The organism is Amycolatopsis sp. CA-126428, from assembly GCF_002904335.1.
In the GTDB taxonomy this organism is placed as follows: Bacteria; Actinomycetota; Actinomycetes; order Mycobacteriales; family Pseudonocardiaceae; genus Amycolatopsis.
On the sequence record NZ_PPHF01000158.1, the window covers coordinates 48735 to 72799 of the forward strand.

Consider the following 24065-nt stretch of genomic DNA (forward strand, 5'->3'; position numbering starts at 1 on the left):
TGTCGTGGCCAGGAACACGGCTGTGCGGGTGCTGGATGATCTGACCGGTGCGCCCGCGGCGGAGACCGTCGGCTTCGGCCTGGACGGCATCGACTACGACATCGACCTCTCCGTCGCCAACGCCGAGGCGTTGCGCGAGCTCCTGCAGCGGTACGCCGACGCCGGCCGCCGCACCGGCGGCCGCAAGAACCGGCCGCGGCTCGTCCCCGGCGCGCAGAAGACCGCGCCGAAGACCCCGCCGAAGCCGGCCACCGCAACGGCCGCACCCGCCAAGGCCGCCCCCAGCAAGGCTGCACCCATCAAGGCCGTGGCCGCCAAGACAAAGGCCGCCGCCGCCAGGCCCGCGCCGGCGAAGCCGACCCGCACGCAGGCCGAGCCGGCGAAGTCCCTGCAGGCCAAGAAGGCCGCGGAGCCGAAGGCCACCACCCGTGCGGCCGCGCGCAAAGTGCCGACCGTCACGTTCTCGGCGGCCGAGTAAGTCCACAGTAGACAAATAGCGCCCCGGGTGTCGTGAGTGGTAACGCGGGTTCTAACCCTCTTCACCACTCACGACCAGCCGCGGTAGCGCGCCGGACGGACGGCTCAGGCCGCGCGCTGGGCGCCGTCGGCGTGCCAGGCCGGGTAGTGGTAGCGGGTGTGCAGCAACGCCCGCTGCCGCGCCAGCTCGGCCGCCGACGGCGGGCGGGGCACGAACGTCCCGAGCAGCTGCGACGCCGCGGCCCGCACCGCCGCTTCGACCGCCGGGAACCCGGGCCGCAGGCCGTGCTCGGCCAGCGACGCCACCGGGCTGCGGTGCGAGTCGAGCGGCCGCGGGTCCGGCGGCGCGCTGGTCAGGTAGCGGCCGACGAGCCCCGCGGCCGTCTCGACCAGCAGCGTCGAGTGGGCCAGCAGGCCGGTCTTGGTGCGGAACACGGCGAACCCGCACAGCTTCGCGTCGCCGACGAACAGCCCGCGGTCGCCGATCCGCGGCACCAGCCCGAGCTGGTCGACGGCGGCGCTCATCACCTGGCCGAGGGCCTCCAGGGGCCGGTCCGCCGGGCCGGGCAGGACCAGCGTCACGTTCAGGTTGCCGGGGTCGTGGAACACGGTGCCGCCGCCGCTGGCCCGCCGCAGCACCGGGACGCCGTCGCGGGCGCACTCGTCGGCCCGCACTTCGCGCGCGATCCGCTGACCGCGCCCCACCACGACGCAGACCGGGTTGCGCCAGAGCCACAGCACCGGTGACTCCGGCGCAACCCGGAGGAGCGCTTCGTCGAAAGCGAGGTTCTCGGCCGGATCCGTGAACGCGGCACGGACGTCCGACCCGGTCGTCATAGCGCTTTGAGTTCCTCCACGATCTCGCCCACCGACGACTTGGCGTCCCCGAAGAGCATGCTGGTCTTCGGATCGTAGAACAGGTCGTTGTCGATTCCGGCGAAGCCCGAGCTCATCCCGCGTTTCAAGACGATCACGGACCGGCTCTCGTTGACCTTGAGGATCGGCATCCCGTAGATCGGCGAGCTGGGGTCGGTCTGCGCGGCCGGGTTCGTGACGTCGTTCGCGCCGATCACCAGCGCGACGTCGGTCTGGGCGAACTCGGAGTTGATCTCGTCCATCTCCTTGAGCTGCTCGTACGGCACGTCGGCCTCGGCGAGCAGCACGTTCATGTGCCCGGGCATCCGGCCGGCCACCGGGTGGATCGCGTACGCGACCGTGATGCCCTTCTTCTCCAGCAGCTTCGCCATCTCGCGGACGGTGTGCTGCGCCTGCGCCACGGCCATGCCGTAGCCGGGCACCACGACGACCTTGCTCGCGTACGCCATCTGGATCGCGGTGTCGGCCGCGCTCGTGGAACGCACCGGGCGGGCTTCCTTCGTCCCGCTGCCGGCCGCGACCGCCGGCCCGCCGCCGAAGCCGCCCGCGACGATCGCCGGGATGGACCGGTTCATCGCCTTCGCCATCAGGTTGGTCAGGATGGAGCCGGACGCGCCGACGATCATGCCGGCCACGATCAGCGCCGTGTTGTCCAGCGCCAGGCCCATCGCCGCGGCCGAGAGCCCGGTGAACGCGTTGAGCAGCGAGATCACGACGGGCATGTCCGCGCCGCCGATCGGCAGCACCACGGTGAGGCCGAGGATGCCCGCCGCGACCAGCAGCCCGATGATCAGCAGCTCGTTGTCGCCGCCGGCGATGATGAGCACCGCGCAGACGACCGCGATCAGCAGGAGCAGCGCGTTGACCGGCTGCTGCAGCTTGCCCATCGTGATCGGGCGGCCGCTGATCAGCTCCTGCAGCTTGCCGAACGCGACGTTCGAGCCCCAGAAGGAGATCGACCCGATGATCGCCGCGAACAGCGACGCGATCGCGATGTACGCCGGTTCGTGCGCGTAACCGTCGGTGGAGTTGAACTCGACCCACGCGATGAGCGCGACCGCGCCGCCGCCGACGCCGTTGAACAGCGCCACCATCTGCGGCATCGCGGTCATCTTGACCCTGCGCGCCGACGGGACGCCGACGACCACGCCGATCCCGACGCCGAGGGCGATCAGCACCCAGTTGCCCATCCCGGGGGTGAGCAGGGTGGCGATGACGGCGATGCCCATGCCGACCGCGGCGATCCAGTTGCCGCGGACGGCGGTGCGCGGGCCGGTCAGGCCCATCAGGCCGTAGATGAAGAGGGCGAACGCGATGATGTAGAGGATCGCGATGAAGTCGGTCACTTCTCGTCCTCCTCACCGGCAGCGGGTTTCTTGGCCTTGAACATCGACAGCATCCGGTCGGTGACGAGGAACCCGCCGACGACGTTGATGGTGCCGAAGGCGATGGCGATCACCAGCAGGATCTTGTTGAACACCCCGTCGACGCCGAGGCCGAGCACGACCAGGCCGCCCAGCAGCACGATGCCGTGAATGGCGTTGGTGCCGGACATCAGCGGCGTGTGCAGGGTGTTGGGCACCTTGGAGATGACGGCGAAGCCGACGAACCCGGCGAGCACCAGCACCGCCAGGTTCTGCACCAAAGGACTCACGCGCCCACCTCGCTGACGCTCGGTGCGCCGTTCGCCGAAGACGCGGTGTTGAATGGTTCACTCGCAGGCTCGTTCACGACGCGCTCCCTTCGCGCCCGGCCACGCAGGCACCGGCGACGATTTCGTCCTCGAAGTTCAGCTCCAGCGCGCCTTCCTTCGTCACGAGCAGCTCGAGCAGCTCGGTGACGTTGCGCGCGTACAGCTCGCTGGCGTGCGAAGGCATTTCGGCGGGCAGGTTCAGCGGGGACGAGATGGTGACGTCGTGCTCCACGACGTCCTCGCCCGGCTTGGTCAGCTCGCAGTTGCCGCCGGTCTCGCCGGCGAGGTCGACCACGACCGACCCGGCCGGCATGCCCTTGACCGCGTCCGCGGTGACCAGCGTCGGCGCCTTGCGGCCCGGCACCAGCGCGGTGGTGATGACGACGTCGAACCTCGTGATGGCCTCGGTGAGCCGCCGCTGCTGCTCCTCGCGCTCCTCGGCCGTCAGCTCGCGGGCGTACCCGCCTTCGCCGACCGCCTCGATGCCGAGGTCGAGGAACTGCGCGCCCAGCGACTTGACCTGTTCGGCGACCTCGGGCCGCACGTCGTAGCCGGTGGTCTGGGCGCCGAGCCGTTTCGCGGTGGCCAGCGCCTGCAGCCCGGCGACGCCGGCGCCGAGCACCAGCACCTTGGCCGGCGGGACGGTGCCGGCCGCGGTGGTGAGCATCGGGAAGAACCGCGGGAGCTTCTGCGCCGCGAGCAGCACCGCGCGGTAGCCGCCGATGCTGGCCTGCGACGACAGCGCGTCCATCGCCTGCGCCCGGGAAATCCGCGGGACCGCCTCCATCGCGAAGGCGCGTAACCCCGCTTCTTCGAGCTTCGCGAGCCCGTCCGGGTTGCCGCGCGGATCGAGGAAACCGACGAGCACGGCACCCCGGCTCAGTTTCCCGACTTCCGCGGGCGAAGGCGGGTTGACCTTCACGACGATCGGCGCGCCCCAGGCGTCGCCGAGTTCGGCGCCCGCCTGGGTGTACGCGTCGTCACTCAGGTGCGCACCGGATCCGGCACCCGGCTCGACGACGACGCGCAGCCCTCGCTGCACGAGCCGCCCGACGAGCTTGGGCACCATGGCCACCCGCCGCTCCCCGGGGCGTGATTCGGCCACCACACCCACGGTGAGCTGCTGACTCTGTTCGCTGTCCGTCACACGACCTCCTCATCGGCGAGGCACGATCCGAGGGTTGTACCACGCCGGACCGACAGTCCCCAGTGACGTGGGTCGCAAGTCTCGCGGTTGTGCCAGAAGATACGAGCGGCCGGGAGGAAACGTTCAGCTGCTTTTCCAGTGCGGGACGCCGAGCAGGACCAGGCGCAGCCGTTTTTCCGCCGTTCCGGTGATTTTCGCGTCTTCACCTGGGCGGGCTTCCAGCAGTTCGACAATGGTCGTCAGCATCACGGAAACGATCAAGTCGGCCAGCATGTGGAGGTCTTCGGTGCTCCACTCGCGCAGCTTCGGGAACCGGGCGAGGTCGATCGCGAGGTCACCGGAAAACAGCCGCAGTTCGGCGGCGATCGCCTCGGCGAGCGGGCCACCGGCGTACCGCTCACGGGCCACGAACCGGAAATGGTCCTCGTTCGCCCGGACGAATCGGTGCAGCGTCGTCACCGACGCGCTGATCATCCCCTGGTAGGTGTCCGGATCCGTGCGCGCGGAGCGGATCATGCCGCGCAGCGTGCGCGTCGCCTCTTCGACGAGCGCGACACCGAGGTCCTCCATCGAGGCGAAGTGCCGGTAGAAGGCCGTCGGGACGATCCCGGCGCCCTTCGCGACCTCGCGCAGGGACAGCGTGGCGAACGGCCGGTCGGCCAGCAGCTCGAGGGCGGTGTCCAGCAGTGCCTGCCGGGTGCGCAATTTGCGCTCTTGGCGGCTCACCGGCGTCAGGGGTTCGGACACGGGTTCCAGCGTACGGATGTCCACCGCGTTGCTCACGTCACATCCTCGGGGTCTCGCGTTGACAGGGCGTCCACTCCTGCAGTGCACTGTTGAGTGTACAGCCGTTCACTGTAACCGAGGAGGTTCGGAGATGACGGCGCTCATCCCCCGGCGGGTGCGCGGCCTCGCCTCGCTGGCCGAGGCGCTGCTGACGCCGCACGGGATGGACCGGTACCTGGAGCTCGTCGACCCGATGCTGGTCCGCCGCGAGATCCGCGGCCTGGTCACGGCGGTGCGCAAGCAGACGCCCGACACCGTCACGCTCACCGTGTGCCCCAGCCGTGCGTGGCCGGGCTTCACCGCCGGCCAGTACGTCCGCCTGCAGGTGGAGATCGACGGCGTCCGGCGCACGCGCTGCTATTCGCCGTGCGGTTCGCAGTACGACGGCGAGCTGGAGTTCACGGTCAAGGAGCAGGGCCTGGTTTCCGGGCACCTGAGCCGGTCGATCGGCGTCGGCTCGGTCGTCAACCTGTCCACTCCGGACGGTGCCTTCACGTTGCCCGCCGAGCGGCCGGACCGCGTCCTGCTGATCGCGGGCGGCAGCGGCATCACGCCGGTGCTCGCGATGGCGCGCACCCTGGTCGACGAGGGCCACGCCGGCGAGATCGTGTTCGTGCAGTACTCGAACGGCCCGGCCGACGCGCTGTACCGCACCGAGCTGGCCGAGCTCGCCGCCCGGCACCCCGGGCTGCGGGTCGTGCACGCCCACACCCATTCGAAGGGTGGCGACCTCAACGGGTTCTTCTCACCGGAACACCTGGCGCGGGTCGCCCCGTGGTTCCGCGACGCGGAGGCGTTCGTCTGCGGCCCGAAGCCATTGATGGACGCCGTGCGCGAGGAGCTCGGTGAACGCGTGCACACCGAAGAGTTCACGCCGCCGGCGTTGACCTTCGACACGGAGAACGCCGAGGGCCAGGTGCGCTTCAAGCGCAGCGGCCGCGAGTGCGCGAACTCGGGGAAGCCGTTGCTGGAGCAGGCCGAAGAGGCCGGGCTCTCGCCGGAGCACGGCTGCCGGATGGGCATCTGCTTCTCCTGCACCCAGCTCAAGACCGCCGGGCGCGTCCGCAACGCCAAGACGGGCGAGATCTCCGGCGAAGAAGACGAAGAAATCCAGCTCTGCATCTCCGTCCCCGTCGGGGACGTCGAGATCGACGCTTAAGGAGACTGCCATGACCGGTCTGCAGGACCGCCTGACCCCGGAACAGGTCGAGGAGTTCGGCCGCGAGCTCGACGCGCTGCGGCAGCGGATCGTCGACGACCTGGGCCAGGAGGACGTCGACTACATCCACGACATCATCAAGAAGCAGCGCGGCTTGGAGGTCGCCGGGCGGGCGCTGCTGTTCGCCGGGTTCTTCCCGCCGGCGTGGCTCGCCGGTGTCGGCGCGCTGTCGCTGGCCAAGATCCTCGACAACATGGAGATCGGCCACAACGTCATGCACGGCCAGTACGACTGGACGCGCGACCCGGCGCTGAGCTCGCAGCGGTTCGAGTGGGACACCGTGGCGCCGGCGGAGAACTGGCGGCACTCGCACAACTACATCCACCACACGTACACGAACATCGTCGACAAGGACCGCGACGTCGGCTACGGGATCCTGCGGATGGACACCGCCCAGAAGTGGCACCCGTACTACCTGGGCAACCCGGTGTACGCGACGCTGCTGGCGATCTTCTTCCAGTGGGGCGTGATGCTGCACGACCTCGAGGTCGAGAACGTCGTCAAGGGCGAGCGGTCCTGGGCCGACAACGTGCCGGTGCTGCGGCGCATCCTGCGGAAGGCTTCGCGTCAGGTCGGCAAGGACTACGTCCTGTTCCCGCTGCTGACCGGCCCGCTGGCGCCGCTGACGTTCCTCGGCAACGCGACGGCGAACCTGACCCGCAACCTCTGGGCGTTCGCGATCATCTTCTGCGGCCACTTCCCGGCGGACGTCGAGAGCTTCACCGAAGAGGAGACCTCCGAAGAGTCGCGCGGCCAGTGGTACCTGCGCCAGATCCTGGGTTCGGCGAACATCACGGGCGGCCCGCTGTTCCACATCCTGAGCGGCAACCTGTCCCACCAGATCGAGCACCACCTGTTCCCCGACATCCCCGCGCGCCGGTACCCGCAGATCGCCGGCGAGGTGCGCGCGATCTGCGAGAAGTACGGCCTGCCGTACCACACGGGCCCGCTGCGCAAGCAGCTCTGGTCGGTGGCGAAGAAGATCGTGAAGCTGGCCCTGCCTGCCCCGCAGTCCCCGGCTACCGTGGAACCCGACCGGCAGCTCCGAGCAGCGTGAGGGTGACATGGTGGGTCAGTTCGAACGGGAGAAGGACACCCTGCAGGTGATCACCGAATCAGCGGCGACGCACGTCGGCAACATAGCTTCGATCATCACCGGCGCGATCCGCGACATCGCCCGGGAGACGGGCGACTGGCTCACCGACGTCATCGAGATGCGGGAAGCGGCGCAGCGGGCCCAGGAGGACGACCCGGACACGCCCTGACGTACCCACCCCACGGGGCCCGCCTCGTGGGGTGGCCGGTGACATCCCTGCACGGCGCCGACGATCCCGCCGTTCGACCGGCCCGGCCGGTCGTTCGAGGCCCGGGCCGGTCGCTCGAGGCCCTGTCTCGGCGGCGGAATTGTCGGTGCCTGCCGGTAGAGTAGAAAACGGGGGGCGCCCCGCGGCCGGACGAGCGAATCCGCCGATCCCGGCGCTTTCTCCCAGGTCAAACAGGGGAAAACCGGCCGGGCAACGCCACCGCCCCAGCGCTTTCCCCCGCCCCCGATAGGGGGAAAACCGGATGGGCAACGCCCCCGCCCCCGGGCAACACTGAACCGGTGACCACCCTCGACCCACCCCACCCCCTGCGCCGCGTCTTCGGCCCCCTCGCCACGCGGGACTTCCGGGCCGAGTACCTCTGGCTGTGGCTCGCCGCCCCGCTCACCGTCTTCTCGCTGCTCAGCTTCCTGGTCCTCCTCGCGCTCGGCCTCTGGCTCACCCCGGTCCTGCTCGGCTTCCTCGTCCTCGCCGGCGCCGTCTCCTACGCCCGCGGCCTCGGCGCGGCCCATCGCGGCCTGGCGAAACGCCTGCTCGGCGTCAGCGTCCCCGCCCCGCGGCGGCCCGAGCTCAAGCCCGGGCTGTGGAGCTGGGTCAAAGCGCGCGTCGGCGATCCCGCGGGCTGGCGGGTCGCCGGTTACCTGCTCCTGCGCCTGCCGCTGACGCTCGCCGGGCTCTTCACCGTCTTCGCCGCGACCCTCTACAGCTTTGCCGCCACCACCTACTCCTTCTTCTGGTTCCCGCTCGGCGAACGGCAGCTGCCCGTCTTCGACATCCGCGCCGACAGCTGGGCCGGCGCGCTCGCCTGGTCGGCGTCCGGGCTGCTGGTGCTGGTCGCGCTGCCGCGGGTGACGCACGCCTTCGTCGCCCTCGACCGGCTGCTGGTCGTCGGGCTGCTCGGCGAGCGTGTGCTGTCGGAACGGGTGCGCGACCTCGAAGCGAGCCGTGCGACGGCGGTGGAGGACGCCGCCCTGCGGCTGCGGCGCATCGAACGCGACCTCCACGACGGCGCGCAGGCCCAGCTCGTCGCGCTGGCCATGAAGCTCGGCCTGGCCAAGGACGAACTGGCGGACGCCGATCTCCCGCAGGTCAAAGAGCTGGTCACCGCCGCGCACGCCAACGCCAAGCAGGCCCTGACCGAGCTGCGCGACCTCGCCCGCGGCATCCACCCGGCCGCCCTGGACGCCGGCCTCGACGTCGCTCTCGCCACGCTCGTCGCGACGTCCGGGATCGACGCGCGGGTCGCGGTGGACCTGCCGCGCCGGCCACCGCCGTCGCTGGAGACGATCCTCTACTTCAGCGCCGCCGAGCTGCTGACCAACGCCGCGAAACACGGCGGGACGACGCTGGTCGAAGTCACCGAGGAGCGGGCCGTCCTGCGCCTGCGTGTCCGCGACAGCGGCCCCGGCGGCGCGCGGATCGTGCCGGGCGGCGGGCTGGCCGGCGTCGCCGAACGGCTGCGGACGGTCGACGGCGAGCTGACCGTCACCAGCCCGGCGGGCGGTCCGACCGAAGTGTCCGCGCGGGTGCCGCTGCCCCGCTAGGGTCGCGGCATGCGGATCGTCATCGCGGAGGACTCCACCATCCTGCGCCACGGCCTCGTCGAGCTGCTCACCTTCCGCGGCCACGAAGTCGTCGCCGCGGTGAAGGACGCCGAAGCGCTGCGCGAAGCGGTCAGCACCCACGCACCCGAGGTGTCCATTGTGGACATCAGGATGCCGCCGACGCACACCGACGAAGGCCTGCGGGCGGCGATCGCGCTGCGCCGCGAGCTCCCGGGCTGCGCGATCCTGCTGTTTTCCCAGTACGTCGAGACGAGGTACGCGGCCGAGCTGCTGGCCGACCGCGCGGGCGGCGTCGGCTACCTGCTCAAAGACCGCGTGGCCGAGGTCTCGGACTTCCTCGACGCGCTGCGCCGGGTGGCGGACGGCGAAACGGTCCTCGACCCCGAAGTCGTCAGCCAGCTGTTCTCGGCGACGCGCCGGACGGACGCGCTGAGCGGGCTCACCCCTCGGGAGCGCGAAGTGCTGGGCCTGATGGCGGAGGGCCGGTCGAACTCCGCGATCGCGGCGGAGCTGTTCCTTTCGCCCGGCTCGGTGGAGAAGTACGTGACGTCGATCTTCGGCAAGCTCGGCCTGCCACCGTCCGAAGGGGACAACCGCCGGGTGCTGGCGGTGCTGCGCTACCTGGATTCCTGACCGCCGGCGAAGGCGCACCCCGCGAAGAAGCCCGCAGCTGCCTAGGCTGGACCGCATGTACTCCACCGAGATCGAGGTCCGCACCGGCTCCGAAGCCGTCGTCCACGACCTCACCCACGAAGCCGAGGCCTTCCTCCGCGACGCCGACGCCACCGACGGCCTGCTGCACGTCTGGGTCCCGCACGCCACCGCCGGCCTGGCCATCCTGGAAACCGGCGCCGGCAGCGACGAGGACCTGCTGACCGCGCTCGACGAGCTGCTCCCCCGCGACGGCCGCTGGCGGCACCGGCACGGGAGCCCGGGTCACGGCCGTGACCACGTGCTCCCGGCGCTGGTGCCGCCCTACGCGACGGTCCCGGTGCTCGGCGGTGTCCTGGCGCTCGGCACCTGGCAGTCGATCTGCCTAGTGGACACCAACCTCGACAACCCCGTCCGCAAGGTGCGGTTCAGCCTCCTGGCGGGCTGACCGGCCCGGCCACAGCGCCACCAGCAGGCCCACGGCCAGCAGGGCGCCGAGCACCCACAGCGCGGTCGTCACGTCCGGCGCGTCCGGCACGCCCTGCAGCAGGCTGCGCAGGCCTTCGGCCGAGAACCGGAACGGCGTCCACGACCACAGCAGCGCGCGGTAGGCCGGGTTCAGCAGCTCCGGCACCTGCCCGGCCACCGCGGGCGCGACCAGGTACAGCGGCGCGAGGACGGCCATCGCGCGCAGGCCCAGCAGGCGCAGCAACGCGGCCTGCAGCGCGGCGAAGGCCGTCGCGGCGAGGAAGACGAAGCCGAGGACGTCCGCGGTCAGCGGCAACGTCGAATCCCACAGCGCGAAGAACCCGGCCACCGCCGCCGTGATCAGCACGCCGGCCCCGGTCACCTGCAGGAACCGCGCCCCGGCCCCGATCGGGCGGCCGGTCCGCTTCGCGAGCTGCGTCAGCGCGAGCCCGGCGACGAGCGCGCCGATCCACGCCAGCGCGCTCGCGGCCAGCGGCGCGACCCGGCCCGCGACCCCCGCCGGGTGCAGGACCTCCTGCTTCGGCGCGCCGGCCAGCGCGGTCGCGGCGCCGGTCAGCGCCTGCTGGGCGACCTGGGTGCCGGCCGGGTTGACCGCCCCGGAAGTCACAACTGTCGCGGCCGGTCCCGGCGCGAGTTCGAGCACGCCGTAGACCTTCTTGTCTTCCAGGAGCTGCCGCGCGTCGGCCGGGGTCGCGACGGTCCAGGCGAGCTGGCCGCCGCCGTGCGCGGCGATGCGCTGCGCGATCTCCGGCGGAGCGGCGACGGCGACCGGGACGCCGTCGGGGGCGACGGTCGCCTGCGCGCCGAAGGTGAGGAATCCGAGCACCACCGCCACCAGCGCGCCGGCCACGGCGGCGACCAGGGCGAGTACCCCCGCGGGACGGGTCATCACTGCCTCCATTTATTCGTCACTTGTTGAATTACGCCTCAAGATACGACGCTGTCTCGCAGAAGTCAACGCGTGTTGAATAACGTCCCCGGTAGCCTCGGAGCCGTGACGAAGAAGCGGCTGGTGCTCTGGGACATCGACCACACGCTCGTGGACTTCTCCGAACTGGGCGCGGCCTGGTACGTGACCGCGTTCACCGCCGCGACCGGGGCGACCCTGCGCGTGCACCCGGTGTTCGGGGGCCGTACGGAACGCGCGACGACCACCGACCTGCTCACCGCGAACGGCTTCGAGGCCGCGGAGGAGACGATCCAGGCGCTGTTCGAGGCGCTGGTGGCGGAGTCGGAACGCCACCGGCACACCTTCGCGGAAACGGCTCGCGCGCTGCCGGGAGCGGCCGAGGCGCTGACCGCGTTCGCCGCCGGCGGGGACGTCGTGCAGACGCTCGTCACCGGCAACCTGCCGGAGATTTCGCGGCACAAGCTCGTCCCCTTCGGCCTGGACGAGCACCTCGACCTGGAGATCGGCGGCTACGGGACGCTGTCGGTGCACCGCCCGGACCTGGTCCCGCACGCGGTGGGCCTGGCGGCGGCCAAGCACGGCACCGAGTTCGGCGCCGACGCGGTGGTCGTCATCGGCGACACGCCGAACGACGTCCGCGCCGCGGTGGCCAACGGCGCGGTCTCGGTCGCCGTGGCCACCGGGCACTATTCCGCCGAGGAACTGCTGGCCGAGGGCGCGCACACCGTGCTCCCCGACCTGACCGACACCGAAGCGGTCCGGCGCGCGGTCTTCGGCTGAGCCGCGGACCGCTTGCCCGCGCCGGGTTCCGGCCGGTCCGGCCGCGTGGCCGCTGAGCTGCGCACATCCATCTTTGGAAGGGTCATCCCTCAGCCGAAAGGACGATACCCCTAGGGGAAATCTCGTTCCCTTGCCCGATGTCCACGGCGGCGGGAACTCGACAGACTCTTCCCCATGACTGACGCAGGGGCGGCGGCCGTGCCCGCCGGAGGGGGCCGCATCCGGAGCACGGTTGCGGTGTTGAGACAGCGGCTGCCGTTCACCAGCGGCGTCACGCTCGCGATGCTGGTGCTGGCCATCGCGAGCGGGGCACTGTGGAACGCCGCCGAAGACCGTGCGGTCTACCCGTTCGTCGCCTACGGGCTGCCGTCGCTGGAGGCGGGCCGGTGGTGGACGATGCTCACCGGGCCGTTCTTCGCCGTCATCCCGTTGTACTACCTTCCGATGGTCGGCAGCTTCGCGCTCTTCGCCGGCTTCGCGGAGTGGAAGCTGGGGACGCGCCGCGCGATGGCCGTGACCATCGGCGGCCAGCTGGTCTCGGTGCTCGTCGCGACCCAGTTCCTCGCGCTGTCCCGCAACTCCGGCTGGCTGTGGGCCGAGCGGGTCGCGGGCAGCCTGGACGTCGGGTTCTCCGGCGGCGCGCTCGCCGCGGTGGCGATCGCCACCGCGACCCTGCGGCCGCCGTGGGCCCTGCGGCTGCGGGCGGGCCTGTGCGTGTACGCCGGGGTCGCGATCGTCTACGTCGGCACGCTCGCCGACCTCGTGCACTTCTTCGCGCTGCTGCTGGCGCTCCCGCTCGGCAAGCGCCTGGTGGGCACCCGGCAGGCGGGCGAGGTGGCGACCCCGAACCTGCGGGAGTGGCGGGTGCTGGCCGTGGCCGGTCTGCTGCTGCTCACCATCGCCGAGATCGTCATGTTCCTGGTGCCCGGTGACGGCCCGTTCGGCTCGGACGACGGCGTTTCGCTGTCGGCGCCGGAGCTCGGCGTCCTGGTCCTGATGGTGGTGCCGATGCTCAACGGGCTGCGCAAGGGCAGCCGCGTCGCGTGGCGCTGGGCGGTCGGGCTGTCGGCGTTCGTGACGTTGCAGGGTCTCGCCGTCGCGACGCTCCTCGGGGTGGCCGACATCTTCGGCGGGGACTACGACACGGCCGGCCTGCCGCTGTTCTTCGTGGACAATCTCTTGTGGACGGTCGAGCTGGCCGTCCTGATCGCCGCGCGGCACGCCTTCCGCGTCCCTTCGCGACGCCGGCTGCGGCGCCACGCGCAGGGCCCGGGGCCGGCGCTGGCCCGGAGCCTGCTGGGGCGCCACGGCGGCAGCACGCTGTCGTGGATGACGACCTGGCCGCGCAACACCTACTTCGTCCGCGCGGACGGCCGGTCGTACCTCGCCTACCGCCGCCACGCGGGAGTCGCGGTCGCGCTCGGCGACCCGATCGCGCCGGACGGCACGGCGGCCGCCACGGTCACCGAATTCGCCGCGATGTGCGAGAACTCCGGCCTGGTGCCGTGCGTGTTCTCGGCGACGGAAGCCACCGTCGAGGCGACGCGCGAGCTGGGCTGGCAGCACGTCCAGGTGGCCGAGGACAACGTGCTGGACCTCGACGGCCTCGAGTTCCGCGGCAAGGCCTGGCAGGACGTCCGCTCGGCGCTGAACAAGGCGGCCAAGCAGGACATCGAGTTCCGGCTGGTCCGCCTGGCCGATCAGCCCGAGCCGATCCTGGCGCAGGTCCGGGCGCTGTCGGAGGAGTGGATGTCCGGCAAGGCCATGCCGGAGATGGGCTTCACCCTCGGCGGCCTCGACGAGGCGATGGACCCGGCAACCCGGGTCGGCCTGGCGGTCGACGCGGAGGGCACGGTCCACGGCGTGACATCCTGGCTCCCGGTCCACACGGGCGCCGGCAAGATCGGCGGCTGGACCCTGGACGTCATGCGCCGCAGCGCCCACGGCTTCCGCCCGGTGATGGAGTTCCTCATCGCCTCGGCTTGCCTGGCCTTCCGCGACGAAGGCGCGCGGTTCGTCTCGCTCTCGGGTGCACCACTGGCCCGCACCAGCTCCGGCCCGACGCGCCCGGTGGATCGCGCGCTGGAGTCACTGGGCCGCGTGATGGAGCCGTACTACGGTTTCCGTTCCCTGCACGCGTTCAAGGCGAAGTTCCAGCCGCGGCACGTCCCGCTGTACCTGGCGTTCCGCGACGAAGCCGACCTCCCGCGCATCGGGCTGGCACTGAGCCGGGCCTACCTGCCGGACGTCCGCCTGCGCCAGCTGGCCAAGCTGGTCAGCAGCTCCCGAACACGCTGATCACTGCGGCAACCGGCTCCCCGCCTGCCGACGACGCACCGGTCTCTCGGGACCAGCGCCCGTCGGACAGGCGGGTTCCGGCTGCCCATCCACGGCAACCTCCGGGCCGCCACTGGCCACCGCTGCCTGCTGGAAATCCGGCCACGGCAACCGCCCGGCCGCCGCGGCCAACCAAACGCCCGCCCGCGGTAACGGGCACCGCCCGCCCGGCCCAACCACCACAATCACCGCGCCACACCCACCGACCAAACGCCCGGCCGCGACAAGCGGCCTGCCCGCCCAGCCCCCCACCACTCGCCCAGCCACGGCAATCTCCGGGCCACCAATGGCCGCCACTGCCTACTGGAAGCCCGGCCGCGGCAACCGGCAAAGCCGGACAGTAGCTCTCAGGCACGCCGATCCAGATCACCGCCCGAGAACGCTCCCGCCCATCAGGATCGTCCGGCGGCCAGACGGCACCGCACGCAAGGCCAACCACCCCCGCAGCCGCCGCAATCACCGCACCACACCAACCAACCAAACGCCCGGCCGCGGCAACCGGTACCGCCCGCCCGGCCCAACCACCCCAGCAGCCACCACAATCACCGCGCACACCCGCCGACCAAACGCCGGCCGCGGCAACCGGCAAAGCCGATCAATAACTCTCCGGCACACTGATCCGCTGCGGAAACCGGATCTTCCGCCTGCTCACCACGTTCTGGTCCTTCGAAATCAGCCGCCCATCGGTCAGCCGGAGCCAGTGGCCGTTCCGCGAGTCGGTGAAAGCAAGCATCACCCCCGGCGTCAGGTGCGGGCGCCGCCACTCCTCGCGGATCGGCATCCGCCACTTACCGGGCGGCAGGATGGCGTAGAGGTACTCGTCGTCCTCGATGTTCGGTCCCCGGTGCAGGGTGGAGCCGGTCATCGGCAGGTGGCGCACGAGGTCGAACGAGACGACGACGTGGTTCACCGCCTCGGCGTTCGCGTTCGACACGACCATGTAGCCGTGGTCGCCGGCGTACTCGATCCACGCGGTGACCTTCGCGGCCTGTTCCTGCCGCTCGCGCAGGTCCCGCTCCCGCCGATCCGCCTGCGCGAGCCGTCCGTCGCGGATGGCGATCCACAACGCCACCACCACGGCGCCGATCGTGCCGATCCCGCCCACCCACTGCCCGGAAGCGCCCCACCAGTTCGGATCACGCGGCTGGACCAGCCAGATCCACGCTTTCGCCAGCAACGGCCCGAACAGCAGCAGCACCCCGGAAACGGCCAGCACCCCGAACGCGAAGCCCCGGATCACCGCGAGCCGTCTCTCGGCATCACCGCTCATGCTGGGAGCCTGCCGAATCGGGACGCTCAGCGGAAGGGCGAACCGCCGGTGCCACCTTCGTCGTCGTACCCGGCGAACTCGCATTCCTGCGCTGGTACTCGGCACGCCGCAAGCGCGACAAGCGGAAGGCGTCCGGCCTGCGGCTGTCGACGGTCCTGTTGTCCGCGGCGATCGGCGTGCTCGCGGCGGCGGACGCCTCTAGCGATACGTGGTCGGCGGCGGAGTCGTCGTCCCCCGGTCCGCCACCGGCACGAACCGGTAGCTGCCCACGATCCGCACCAGATCCTCGCGGATCGAAGGTCCGGACCGGTCGCTGTCCGCGTACGCCACCACGACACCGGACGTCCCCGAATCACCGCCGAAAGCCAGCGCCGCCACCAGGGCGTGCCGGGTGGCGCACTCCCCCGGTTGCGCCGGGGTCACCGAAGCGACCACGACCTTCGCGGGAACGGCAGCGCCGTCGGCCCGGGAAACCTGTGCGTCCGACACCGGGCCCACCTCGGGAACCCCGCCGTACGCGGCCGTCGCGAGGTCCGTGGCGGCCTTGCGGGCCGCCGCGTCGACGTCGGCCAGGGGTTCCGTGGTGACGCCCGCGCCGCCCAGCGTCGCCTGGCCGCACTTGCCCAGGAACGCGCTCGTGATGAGCCTGATCCCGTCCCAGCCGTGCTGGGTGCCGGGCGCCGGCTGCCAGTTCAGCGGGACGTCGTAGGCGTACGCGCCGTCGCGACCCGCCACGGACTGCCAGCCCGCGACCACGGCCGGGACCGCCGCGCGCGGCGAAGGCGTCACCACCAGCGGCGCAGGCGGCGAGGACGATGCCGGGTGCGGCTTGCCGACGCCCAGCGCGTTCAGCACGCCGGCGACCAGGGCGATGAACACCAGGCCGAACCACGGCGCCCGCCGCCACTTCAGCGGTTTCGGCCGCGGGCGGATCCGCTTCGGCCGCGCGCGCGGCGCGTCCGCGGGTTCGTAACCGCCGAACCCGCGAAGCGCCGCGTTGTCCTCGTAGCCCGGCCCGTCTTCGGGCCGCCGCGAGAACCGTCCCATCAGGAGCGGACGAGCTTGACCAAGTGCTCGACGACGGCGTCGACCGCGATTTCCTCGCGTTCGCCGGTGCGCCGGTCCTTGACCTCGACGACGCCGTTGGCCAGCCCGCGCCCGACCACGAGGATGGTCGGCACGCCGACCAGCTCGGCGTCGGCGAACTTGACGCCCGGGCTCGCCTTGCGGTCGTCGAGGATGACCTCGACACCGGCCGCGTCCAGCTCGGCGGCGAGCTTCTCGGCGCCGGCCGCGATCGTCTCGTCCTTGCCCGCGATGACGATGTGCACGTCGAACGGCGAGACCATGCGCGGCCAGATCAGGCCGAGGTCGTCGTGGTTCTGCTCGGCGAGCACGCCGACCAGCCGCGAGACGCCGACGCCGTAGGAACCCATGGTGATCCGGATCGGCTTCGAGTCGGGGCCGAGGGCGTCGAGGCCGAACGCGTCCGCGTACTTGCGGCCGAGCTGGAAGATGTGCCCGATCTCGATGCCGCGCGCGGCGACCAGGATGCCGTGGCCGTCCGGCGACGCGTCGCCCTCGCGGACCTCGGCGGCCTCGATGGTGCCGTCCGGGGTGAAGTCGCGGCCGGCCAGCAGGTCGACGACGTGGTGGTCGACCTTGTCGGCCCCGGTGACCCAGGCGGTGCCGGGCACGATCCGGGGGTCGGCGAGGTAGCGCACGCCGTTGTCCTGCAGCGCCTTCGGGCCGATGTAGCCCTTGACGAGGAACGGGTGCTTCGCGAAGTCGGCCTCGTCGAGCAGCGCGACCTCGGCCGGCTCCAGCGACGCTTCGAGGCGCTTCATGTCCACTTCCCGGTCACCGGGGAGCGCGACGCAGACGAGGTCCCACTCCTTCGCACCGGGCTGACGCGTCTTGAGCATGACGTTCTTCAGCGTGTCGGCGGCGGTGAACGTGCGGCCGAGGTCCGCCTGGTTCAGGAAGGTGACCAGCGACTCGATGGTCGGCGTGTTCGGCGTGTGGTGCACCTGCGCCTCGGGCCGGCCTTCGATCGGCTGCGCGGCCGGCGCGGGCGTCACGACGGCTTCGACGTTCGCCGCGTAACCGGACTCGGTGCTGCGGACGTAGGTGTCCTCGCCCGTCTCCGCGACCGCGAGGAACTCCTCGGACGCCGAGCCGCCCATGGCCCCCGACGTCGCCTTGACCACGACGTACTCGAGGCCGAGGCGGTCGAACAGCTTCGTGTAGGCGGCACGGTGGGCCTGGTAGGAGCGCTCCAGGCCCTCGTCGTCGAGGTCGAAGGAGTAGGAGTCCTTCATGACGAACTCGCGGCCCCGGAGGATCCCGGCCCGCGGGCGCGCTTCGTCGCGGTACTTCGTCTGGATCTGGTACAGCGTGACGGGGTAGTCGCGGTACGAGGTGAACTCGCCCTTGACCGTCAGCGTGAAGAGCTCTTCGTGCGTCGGGCCGAGGAGGTAGTCGGCGCCCTTGCGGTCCTTGAGGCGGAAGAGGCCGTCGCCGTACTCGGTCCAGCGGCCGGTCGTCTCGTAGGGCTCCTTCGGCAGCAGGGCGGGGAACTGGATCTCCTGCGCGCCGATAGCGTTCATTTCCTCGCGCACGACGGCCTCGATGCGGCGCAGCACGCGCAGGCCGAGCGGCAGCCAGGAGTACCCGCCCGGGGCGACCCGGCGGACGTAGCCGGCGCGTACCAGGAGCCGGTGGCTCGGTACCTCGGCGTCCGCCGGATCCTCGCGCAACGTGCGAAGGAACAACGACGAAGTCCTGGTGATCACTGGGGGGCTCCCTGCTCCGGGCGGGTGTGAAAGTCCCGCTCAGGGTAGTCAACCACCCGGCCGTGACTCCAACGGGTTACTCGGCGGCCCGTTTTTGTCGGTGGTGGCCGCTAGCTTCGGGGCATGGCGATCCACATGGGCATGATCACGATCGACTGCGCCGACCCGCGGCGGCTGGCGGAGTTCTGGACGGCGGCGCTGGGCACGAAGGTGGCGCAGGACTACGGCGAGTTCGTGATGCTGGCACCGCCGCCGGGAGGCGGGCTGGCGGTGGGGCTGCAGCGGGTGCCGGAGGCCCGGGCAGGCAAGAACCGGGTGCACGTCGACTTCGGAGGTGACGATCGCGAGGCCGAGGTGAAACGGCTGGTGGAGCTGGGGGCGAAGGAGGTGGCGGAGCACGAGGTGCCGGGCCTGGAGTGGACGGTGCTGGTCGATCCGGAGGGCAACGAGTTCTGCGTGTCGGCGGGGGTGCACTGAGCGGGCTGCTGCCCGCGGTAGCGGGTAGAAAGGCGGCATGAGCGCTCGCGTACTGCTGCCGTGGATCGACATCGACGTGCCGGAGGGGCTCAGCGCCGCGTACTACGACGGCGTCGACGCCCCGCCGGCCGATCTCGGCGACGTCGAGTTCTACGTGCTGCCCTACGACCGCGGGCCGGAGCCTCCGAAGCTGATCAAGGACCTGCCGTCGCTGCGGGTGGTGCAGTCGCTGTCGGCCGGGGTCGAGACGCTCGTGCCGCTGCTGCCCGAGGGCGTGCGCCTCACCAACGGGCGCGGGCTGCACGACCTGAGCGTCGCCGAGCACGCCCTCGCGCTCGTCCACGCGGCGCAACGGGACCTGCCGCGCTGGTTCGCGCAGCAGACGCGCGGCGAGTGGGTCCGCGAACACACGCGCTCGCTGGCCGACAGCCGGGTCCTCCTGGTCGGGTACGGCTCGATCGGCCAGGCCGTCGAACGCCAGCTGGTCGCCGCCGAGGCCGTGGTGACGAGGGTGGCGAGCCGCCCCCGTCCGGATAAGGACGTCCACGGCGTCGCCGAACTGCCCACGCTGCTGCCCAAGGCCGACATCGTGGTGCTGGTCCTGCCCGACACCCCCGCGACGCGCGGCCTCATCGGCCCCGGCGAACTCGCCGCCCTCCCCGACGACGCCCTGGTGATCAACGTCGGCCGCGGCACGGCGATCGACACCGAAGCGCTCCTCGCCGAGACCCGCTCCGGGCGTCTCCGCGCCGGTCTCGACGTCGTGGACCCGGAACCGCTGCCCGCCGATCATCCACTGTGGACGGTGCCGGGCGTGGTCATCACCCCGCACATCGCGGGTGGGTCGGCATCGTTTTATCCGCGCGCGAAGAAGCTGGCGGCGGAGCAGCTGCGGAGGTACGTCGAGGGTGAGGAGCTGCTCAACCTCGTAGTGCAGTGACGGCCGCGGCCCACGCGGCGCGCGAGACGGTCAGCTCGCCGTGCTCCCGGGCCTTCGTGTCCCGAATGCCGACCGACCGGTCCAGCTTCACCTCGACACAGTTGGACTCAGCGCCGCTGTAGCTCGACTTGCTCCAGACCATGTTCCCCACGCCGAGGCCTCCCGGGCTATCGCGCGACCTCCCGAAGCATGGCTCGGGTGTCGTCTTCACTCAGTGCCTTGCCAGCCAGGATCTTAGCCTGTTTCCGGTAGCTGCCGACCACCTGATCTTCGTGCAGGAACGCGGTGGCATGCGAGTTCTCCAGGTGCACGATCGACGGCATGCCGGCGAACTCGTACAAGATAAATGAGCCGATCAACCCCCGGTGATAGCCGATATTCGCGGGCACGATCCGCACCGAGATGTTCGGCCGCTGCATCATAGTCAGCAGATGATCCATCTGGTCCGACATCACCTCGGCACTGCCGATTTCCTCGCGGATCGCGATTTCGCCCACCAAAGCGGTGAGCCGGACGGGATCCGGCTTCGTGAGAATCCCCTGCCGGTTCAACCGTGCGACCAGTCTGGTGTCGGCTTGCGGCAGCTCGATCTCCGAATTGGTCAGGATCGCCCGCGCGTAGTCCGGTGTCTGCAGGAGGCCCGGCACGATCGCGAGCTCCCAGTTCGTGATGCGGGTGGCGGTGCGCTCGTACTCCACGATCCCGCTCAGCGCGGGCGGCAGATCGGACGGGTTGGAGTCCAGCCAGTTGTCGTCGCGGGCGTGCCTGGCCAGGCGCATCATGCGGTCGTACGTCACGTCGTCGACCCGCAGCGCGCCCAGCAACCTCGCCACGTCCTCCGGCTGCGGCACCCGCTGTCCCTTTTCCCACGCCGACAGCAACTGCGGCAAAATCCGGACCATCCGGGCGAGTTCGCGCAGTCCCTTTCCTCGCGCTACTCGCACTTCGCGCAGCGAAGCGGCCAATGCCCTCGAACCGGGCGAGGTGGAAGTCGGCTTCATGTCGTGATGGTACGAATGCCGTCCATTCCCCGATCGGCGGTGGGGCGTCCCATTTTCAGGACAGCACGTACACGTGCCATTCGTCGTCGACGCGATATCCGCACCGTTCGTAAACGCCCAGCGCGCGGTGCGCATTGTCGACGTCGACGTTGAGCGCGGACCGGTCGAATCCTGCCTCTTTGGCCGCCCGGAGGGTGTGCCCCAGCAACCCGGACGCGACGCCACGGCCGCGCAGCGCCGCCCGGGTTCCCACCCAGGTGGCGTAGTGCTCGCGGATGCCCGTCGCTTCGGTTTCGGACGCGTAGTGGTGGCTCAGCACGAAGGCCAGCACCTTTTCGCCGTCCAGGACGAGGAACGACAGCTCCGGGCGGAAGTCCTTCGAGCCGGTGACCAGGTGGCGCCAGGCGTCCGGCTCGTAGACCGTGCTGCCCCAGTGGCCGGCGAAGGTGTCGTTGCGGGCGTCGAGCGCGGCGAGGTCGTACTCGAAGGCGAACGGCACCGCCTCGAAGCCGTCCGGCAGCGGGGGCTGCGGCGGCAGGTCGGCCAGGCCGACGCGCATGTTGACCATCGTCCGGCCGTGCGTGTAACCCGCGCGGGTGAGGACGTCGGCGATCCAGCGTTCGTTCTGGTGACTGCCGTGGTGCAGTTCGAGGGGCGCGCCCGGGAAGGCGCGCTCGTGCACCTCGCGGCTCGTGCGCGCGAACCACTCGATCAGGTGACTGCCGAGGGCGTCGGTGCGGTGCTCCGGGTGCACGATCGACTGGAGCCGGATCATGTGCACGGGATCGGCGGCGTCGCGGCGGCGGACCAGGCCGTAGCCCACGAGCCGGTCGCCCGCCCAGGCGCCGACGGTGGCGCGGAGCAGGTCGACGTTGGGGGCGTCCAGCTCGTCGCGGAGGTCTTCCGCGCTGAAGTGTTCACCCGTCCGGTCGACGTCTCCGGCGGCCGCGTACAGCCGGGCGAGGGCGGGAGCGTCGTCGAGGGCCAACGGGCGCCAGATCAGGTCCATCCCGGGAGGCTAAGCCGGGCGGCGGCGCCCATGCACGCCGATTACCGTCCGGACGTAAGCCCGCGGGCACCGCCGCGAGCCGGCCCCGCTCACCCGCCGCCCGGTCCTGCCGTGGCTGCCCGGCCGGACCGGCCCGATCGGCAAAGTACGCTCGGGACGTGCTGGTGCTCCTCCCTCCTTCCGAAACCAAGGCCGACGGCGGCCGCGGCGGCCCCCTCGACCTCGGCGAGCTGTCGTTCCCCAAGCTGAATCCGACGCGCGCGAAGCTCGTCGACGCGCTGGCCGAGCTGGCCGCCGACGTCCCGGCCAGCATCGCGGCCCTGGGCCTCACCGAGCGGCAGGCGGGCGAGGTGGCGCGCAACGCGGAGCTGTGGACGTCCCCGACGATGCCGGCGCTGCGCCGCTACACCGGCGTGCTGTACGACGCCCTGGACGTGAAGAGCTTCACGAAGGCGGGACTGGAGAAGGCCCACCGCCGCTTGGCGGTGACATCATCGCTGTTCGGCGTGGTGTCGGCCACCGACCCGATCCCGGCATACCGCCTCTCGGGCGGCAACTCGCTGCCGGCGCTGGGCACGGTCCGCGGGCTGTGGAAGCCGGTCCTCGAGCCGGTGCTGCAGGAGGTCGAGGGCCTGGTGGTGGACCTGCGCTCGGGCACGTACTCGGCGTTCGCCAAGCTGCGCCCGGACGCGGTAACGGTCCGAGTGGTGACGGAGAACGCCCGCGGCGAGCGCGTGACGGTGAGCCACTTCAACAAGGCGTACAAGGGCCGCTTGGCCCACGTACTGGCGGCCACCCGCGCCGAGCCGTCCACTGTGGACCAGCTGGCGAAGGTGATCACCAAGGCCGGGCTCCTGGTCGACCGCACCGGCGACAATGCGCTGGAGCTGATCACCGAAGGCTGACGGCACGGCCGAAGCCGCCACCGCGCCGTCGCGCCGTCGCGCCGTCGCGCTCGCCTAAGGTGCCGCCGCCCCGCGCCACCGCCGATGCCGCAGCCCTCCCCGCCACCGCCACGACCGACCTCACGGTCGCCGAAGCCGCTACCACCCCCGCCACCACCGAAGCCGCCGCCCCCGCTACCCCGGAGCGACCGCCCTCGCCGCCACCGCGCTCCCGCCCATTGGTCGGTGCCATGGGAGCCGAGCCAGTCACTCGCGCCGTCGAGGATCTTCAGCAACCTCGGCAAATCCGCCTCCGTCGCCGTGCGGAGGCGATATCCGCTCAAAACCGGTCCGGGGCGAAGGGGCTCAAGTCGAAGCCCGGGTCCTCACCCACCGCGACCGCCGCCACCAGCTTTCCCGCGAACGGTGCGTTCGTCAGCCCGCCCGCGCCGAAACCCGTCGACACGACCAGGCCCGGGCGGATCAGGCCCAGCACCGGGAGCCCGTCCGGGGTGCCCGGGCGGAAGCCGACCCGGGTCTCCGCGAGGGTTGCGTCCGCGAGGCCCGGCGCCACCGCCAGCGCGTTCTCCAGCACCTCGCGCTGGCCGGCCGCCGTGACGCGGTAGTCGAAGCCCGACTCGGCCTCGCGCGTCGCGCCCGCCACTACCCGGCCGCCGGCGAACGCCAGGAGGTAGTGGCCGGTGGTCTGCGGGAGGACCACCGGCCACGCCGCCGTTTCCGTGCCCGGCAGGGCGAAGTGGCTGATCTGGCCGCGGTGCGGCGTCACCGGCAGGTCGATCCCCAGCGGCGCCAGGAGGTCCCGGCTCCACGCGCCGGCCGCGACCACGACGCTGTCCGCTTCGAGCGGGCCGTCCGGGCTCGCCACCGTGCCGTCGGCGCGGAACGCGACCTCCCCCTCGACGAACTTCGCGCCCCGGCGCTCGGCGGCCGCCAGCAGGGCGCGGCGCAGCAGATGCCCGTCGACGCGGCCGGCGCCCGCCAGGTGCACCGCGCCGAGCCCCGGCGCCAGCGCGGGGAACAGCTCGCGCGCCTGCGCCGGGTCGAGGCGCCGGACCTCGCCGATCTCGGGGGCGTCCGCCGCCCGCGACGTCAGGCGCTCGTGCGCTTGCGCCAGCTCCGCGTCGTCGGCCGAGACCACCATTCCGCCGACCACCTCGAACGACGAACCTTCGAGTTCCGCGGTGAACTCCCGGTAGTACCGGCCGGCGGCCGCCGCCAGCGGGTACAGCGCGTCCTCCCAGCGCGACGTCCAAGGACTGACGATGCCGGCGCCGGCTTCGGTCGCCGTCCCCGGGCGCGCCGCGTCCGCCACGACCACTTCCGCGCCGAGGCCCGCCAGGTGCCAGGCCGTCGCCGCGCCGCCGATTCCGCTGTCGATCACGAGCACTCGCATGGTCCCCACCCTGCCCGATTTTG

General features: G+C 71.5%; 25 protein-coding genes. 12 read left to right on the forward strand and 13 right to left on the reverse strand.

Annotation, left to right across the window (positions count from 1 at the left end; all coding sequences use genetic code 11):
* Positions 1–4 precede the first annotated feature (4 nt).
* Entirely contained in the window at positions 5–478 is a 474-nt protein-coding gene (locus C2L58_RS40975) for an Lsr2 dimerization domain-containing protein (RefSeq protein WP_233226206.1), read from the forward strand.
* Positions 479–582: 104 nt separating this feature from the next.
* Here the strand turns inward: C2L58_RS40975 and C2L58_RS40980 are convergent, their stop codons facing one another.
* From C2L58_RS40980 to C2L58_RS41000, 5 genes are all read right to left on the reverse strand, one after another.
* Positions 583–1314 (reverse strand): lipoate--protein ligase family protein, encoded by a 732-nt coding sequence (locus C2L58_RS40980; protein ID WP_103343004.1) that lies wholly within the window; start codon positions 1312–1314, stop codon positions 583–585.
* Complete coding sequence (locus C2L58_RS40985; protein WP_103343005.1) at positions 1311–2699, reverse strand: NAD(P)(+) transhydrogenase (Re/Si-specific) subunit beta; 1389 nt, start codon at positions 2697–2699, stop codon at positions 1311–1313. The genes C2L58_RS40980 and C2L58_RS40985 overlap by 4 nt, the downstream gene beginning before the upstream one ends.
* On the reverse strand, positions 2696–2998 hold the full coding sequence (locus tag C2L58_RS40990) for an NAD(P) transhydrogenase subunit alpha (protein WP_013223978.1): 303 nt from the start codon (positions 2996–2998) through the stop codon (positions 2696–2698). Before C2L58_RS40990 ends, C2L58_RS40985 begins: the two co-directional genes overlap by 4 nt.
* An 82-nt stretch (positions 2999–3080) precedes the next feature.
* Positions 3081–4193, reverse strand: a complete 1113-nt coding sequence (locus C2L58_RS40995; RefSeq protein WP_103343006.1) for a Re/Si-specific NAD(P)(+) transhydrogenase subunit alpha — start codon at positions 4191–4193, stop codon at positions 3081–3083.
* A gap of 123 nt (positions 4194–4316) precedes the next feature.
* Complete coding sequence (locus C2L58_RS41000; RefSeq protein ID WP_103343007.1) at positions 4317–4976, reverse strand: TetR family transcriptional regulator; 660 nt, start codon at positions 4974–4976, stop codon at positions 4317–4319.
* A gap of 94 nt (positions 4977–5070) precedes the next feature.
* On the opposite strand from C2L58_RS41000, the gene C2L58_RS41005 reads away from it, so the two are divergent.
* The 6 genes from C2L58_RS41005 (at position 5071) to C2L58_RS41030 (ending at position 10184) form a co-directional block, all read left to right on the forward strand.
* On the forward strand, positions 5071–6138 hold the full coding sequence (locus C2L58_RS41005; protein ID WP_103343008.1) for a ferredoxin reductase: 1068 nt from the start codon (positions 5071–5073) through the stop codon (positions 6136–6138).
* A 10-nt stretch (positions 6139–6148) separates the two neighbouring features.
* Positions 6149–7255: a fatty acid desaturase family protein gene (locus C2L58_RS41010; protein ID WP_103343009.1), complete on the forward strand. Its 1107-nt coding sequence runs from the start codon at positions 6149–6151 to the stop codon at positions 7253–7255.
* A 7-nt stretch (positions 7256–7262) separates the two neighbouring features.
* Positions 7263–7463, forward strand: coding sequence for a hypothetical protein (locus tag C2L58_RS41015; protein WP_103343010.1), 201 nt, complete (start codon positions 7263–7265; stop codon positions 7461–7463).
* Positions 7464–7801: 338 nt separating this feature from the next.
* On the forward strand, positions 7802–9064 hold the full coding sequence (locus C2L58_RS41020; RefSeq protein ID WP_103343011.1) for a sensor histidine kinase: 1263 nt from the start codon (positions 7802–7804) through the stop codon (positions 9062–9064).
* Positions 9065–9073: 9 nt separating this feature from the next.
* Positions 9074–9718: a LuxR C-terminal-related transcriptional regulator gene (locus C2L58_RS41025; RefSeq protein ID WP_103343012.1), complete on the forward strand. Its 645-nt coding sequence runs from the start codon at positions 9074–9076 to the stop codon at positions 9716–9718.
* Positions 9719–9773: 55 nt separating this feature from the next.
* On the forward strand, positions 9774–10184 hold the full coding sequence (locus C2L58_RS41030) for a secondary thiamine-phosphate synthase enzyme YjbQ (RefSeq protein WP_014466759.1): 411 nt from the start codon (positions 9774–9776) through the stop codon (positions 10182–10184).
* Here the strand turns inward: C2L58_RS41030 and C2L58_RS41035 are convergent.
* Positions 10122–11114 (reverse strand): ABC transporter permease, encoded by a 993-nt coding sequence (locus C2L58_RS41035; protein WP_199191678.1) that lies wholly within the window; start codon positions 11112–11114, stop codon positions 10122–10124. The genes C2L58_RS41030 and C2L58_RS41035 overlap by 63 nt on opposite strands.
* A 105-nt stretch (positions 11115–11219) precedes the next feature.
* On the opposite strand from C2L58_RS41035, the gene C2L58_RS41040 reads away from it, so the two are divergent.
* Positions 11220–11915 carry an HAD family hydrolase gene (locus C2L58_RS41040; RefSeq protein WP_103343013.1) on the forward strand — a complete coding sequence of 232 codons (696 nt, stop codon included), beginning with the start codon at positions 11220–11222 and terminating at the stop codon, positions 11913–11915.
* A gap of 174 nt (positions 11916–12089) precedes the next feature.
* Positions 12090–14213 carry a bifunctional lysylphosphatidylglycerol flippase/synthetase MprF gene (locus C2L58_RS41045; RefSeq protein WP_233226207.1) on the forward strand — a complete coding sequence of 708 codons (2124 nt, stop codon included), beginning with the start codon at positions 12090–12092 and terminating at the stop codon, positions 14211–14213.
* A gap of 634 nt (positions 14214–14847) precedes the next feature.
* Here the strand turns inward: C2L58_RS41045 and C2L58_RS41050 are convergent.
* The 3 genes from C2L58_RS41050 to C2L58_RS41060 form a co-directional block, all read right to left on the reverse strand.
* On the reverse strand, positions 14848–15522 hold the full coding sequence (locus C2L58_RS41050) for a hypothetical protein (RefSeq protein WP_103343015.1): 675 nt from the start codon (positions 15520–15522) through the stop codon (positions 14848–14850).
* Between the two features lie 198 nt (positions 15523–15720).
* Positions 15721–16569 carry a hypothetical protein gene (locus C2L58_RS41055; protein ID WP_103343016.1) on the reverse strand — a complete coding sequence of 283 codons (849 nt, stop codon included), beginning with the start codon at positions 16567–16569 and terminating at the stop codon, positions 15721–15723.
* On the reverse strand, positions 16569–18317 hold the full coding sequence (locus C2L58_RS41060) for a proline--tRNA ligase (RefSeq protein ID WP_103343017.1): 1749 nt from the start codon (positions 18315–18317) through the stop codon (positions 16569–16571). The genes C2L58_RS41055 and C2L58_RS41060 overlap by 1 nt, the downstream gene beginning before the upstream one ends.
* Positions 18318–18440: 123 nt before the next feature.
* On the opposite strand from C2L58_RS41060, the gene C2L58_RS41065 reads away from it, so the two are divergent.
* Both C2L58_RS41065 and C2L58_RS41070 read left to right on the forward strand, forming a co-directional pair.
* Positions 18441–18794 (forward strand): VOC family protein, encoded by a 354-nt coding sequence (locus tag C2L58_RS41065; protein ID WP_103343018.1) that lies wholly within the window; start codon positions 18441–18443, stop codon positions 18792–18794.
* Between the two features lie 37 nt (positions 18795–18831).
* Complete coding sequence (locus C2L58_RS41070) at positions 18832–19734, forward strand: 2-hydroxyacid dehydrogenase (RefSeq protein ID WP_103343019.1); 903 nt, start codon at positions 18832–18834, stop codon at positions 19732–19734.
* Here the strand turns inward: C2L58_RS41070 and C2L58_RS41075 are convergent.
* From C2L58_RS41075 to C2L58_RS41085, 3 genes are read right to left on the reverse strand one after another with little or no spacing between them, the layout of a single operon-like run.
* Positions 19715–19876, reverse strand: coding sequence for a DUF397 domain-containing protein (locus tag C2L58_RS41075; protein WP_369904318.1), 162 nt, complete (start codon positions 19874–19876; stop codon positions 19715–19717). The two genes, C2L58_RS41070 and C2L58_RS41075, sit on opposite strands and share 20 nt — an antisense overlap.
* Before the next feature lie 25 nt (positions 19877–19901).
* Positions 19902–20735 carry a helix-turn-helix domain-containing protein gene (locus C2L58_RS41080; RefSeq protein WP_103343021.1) on the reverse strand — a complete coding sequence of 278 codons (834 nt, stop codon included), beginning with the start codon at positions 20733–20735 and terminating at the stop codon, positions 19902–19904.
* Positions 20736–20790: 55 nt separating this feature from the next.
* Positions 20791–21744: a GNAT family N-acetyltransferase gene (locus tag C2L58_RS41085; protein WP_103343022.1), complete on the reverse strand. Its 954-nt coding sequence runs from the start codon at positions 21742–21744 to the stop codon at positions 20791–20793.
* Positions 21745–21902: 158 nt separating this feature from the next.
* Between C2L58_RS41085 and yaaA the strand changes: the two genes are divergently transcribed.
* Positions 21903–22649, forward strand: coding sequence for a peroxide stress protein YaaA (gene yaaA / locus C2L58_RS41090; RefSeq protein WP_103343023.1), 747 nt, complete (start codon positions 21903–21905; stop codon positions 22647–22649).
* 319 nt (positions 22650–22968) lie between these two features.
* Here yaaA and C2L58_RS41100 read toward each other — a convergent pair whose 3' ends face one another.
* Positions 22969–24042 carry an NAD(P)/FAD-dependent oxidoreductase gene (locus C2L58_RS41100; RefSeq protein WP_199191679.1) on the reverse strand — a complete coding sequence of 358 codons (1074 nt, stop codon included), beginning with the start codon at positions 24040–24042 and terminating at the stop codon, positions 22969–22971.
* Positions 24043–24065 lie beyond the last annotated feature (23 nt).